The sequence below is a fragment of the Limnospira sp. PMC 1279.21 genome, from assembly GCF_032349615.1.
Lineage (GTDB): Bacteria > Cyanobacteriota > Cyanobacteriia > Cyanobacteriales > Microcoleaceae > Limnospira > Limnospira fusiformis.
Genome location: NZ_JARPLU010000546.1, coordinates 1 through 435, shown reverse-complemented (window position 1 = coordinate 435; position 435 = coordinate 1). Strand labels below are relative to the sequence as shown.

The following is a 435-nucleotide window of genomic DNA, read 5'->3' as shown; positions in this document are numbered from 1 at the left end:
TATGGTTTGGCGGGTTCTATCGCTGATGCTTCATTTTATGAGTTCCGTCGTCAACTCGGTTACAAGGCAGAACGTTATGGTTCAAAGTTGATTATTGCCGATAGATTTTATCCATCCAGTCAACTTTGTTCTAATTGCGGTTATCGTCAAAAAATGCCCCTAGTCCGTCGGACTTTTGAATGTCAGAACTGTGGCCTGAAGATTGATAGAGATTTGAACGCCAGTATAAATTTAGAAAAATCGCCTGGTTCCGACGATTACACTTGTGGACGGGGTGCTGCCGACAGTCCCGGACGAAGCCAGAAATAAACATCAAGATCCGGCTATGTCGGGTTTTGTTTAAGTTTTATAGAGCAGGTTAGACCAAGGTATCGCCATTGGAGCATGATTTAATCTCAAATTAGGTTAATATTTTAGGGCAATAGGGTATAATAA

At 41.6% G+C, this 435-nt stretch carries 1 protein-coding gene; it reads left to right on the top strand.

All coding sequences use genetic code 11. The annotated features are described in order from the left end of the window. Positions 1–309 (top strand): zinc ribbon domain-containing protein (locus tag P5683_RS25875; protein WP_315669523.1); only part of this gene is annotated, 309 nt, incomplete at its 5' end. Positions 310–435 lie beyond the last annotated feature (126 nt).